The organism is Streptomyces tailanensis (assembly GCF_008386495.1).
Lineage (GTDB): Bacteria > Actinomycetota > Actinomycetes > Streptomycetales > Streptomycetaceae > Streptomyces > Streptomyces tailanensis.
In genome coordinates this window covers 41,318-41,704 of record NZ_VTHJ01000028.1, presented here as the reverse complement: position 1 = coordinate 41,704, position 387 = coordinate 41,318, and the positions used below count along the sequence as shown (strand labels likewise).

3 tRNA genes are annotated in these 387 nt (G+C 60.5%); all 3 read left to right on the top strand.

Annotated features, from left to right (window positions below):
• Positions 1 to 106: 106 nt before the first annotated feature.
• Positions 107 to 180 (top strand) — tRNA-Cys (locus tag F3T56_RS22800).
• A 1-nt stretch (position 181) separates the two neighbouring features.
• Positions 182 to 253, top strand: a tRNA-Val gene (locus F3T56_RS22795).
• Positions 254 to 276: 23 nt separating this feature from the next.
• A tRNA-Val gene (locus F3T56_RS22790) sits at positions 277 to 348 on the top strand.
• The last annotated feature ends 39 nt before the right edge of the window (positions 349 to 387 follow it).

Below are 387 nucleotides of genomic sequence, written 5' to 3'. Positions count from 1 at the left end.
GTAGCTCAGTTGGTAGAGCGCAACCTTGCCAAGGTTGAGGTCGCCAGTTCGAACCTGGTCGTCCGCTCGCAGGAACGTGGGGGGATCTTCCCGAACCCACACTCCTGGTGGAGTGGCCGAGAGGCGAGGCAACGGCCTGCAAAGCCGTCTACACGGGTTCAAATCCCGTCTCCACCTCCAAGGACGATTAGCTCAGCGGGAGAGCGCTTCCCTGACACGGAAGAGGTCACTGGTTCAATCCCAGTATCGTCCACTGGAGCCTGAGGGCTTCACCCCGCGCGATTAGCTCAGCGGGAGAGCGCTTCCCTGACACGGAAGAGGTCACTGGTTCAATCCCAGTATCGCGCACGCAAGATCCGCAACTTCGGGGTTACCGGGGTTGTGATC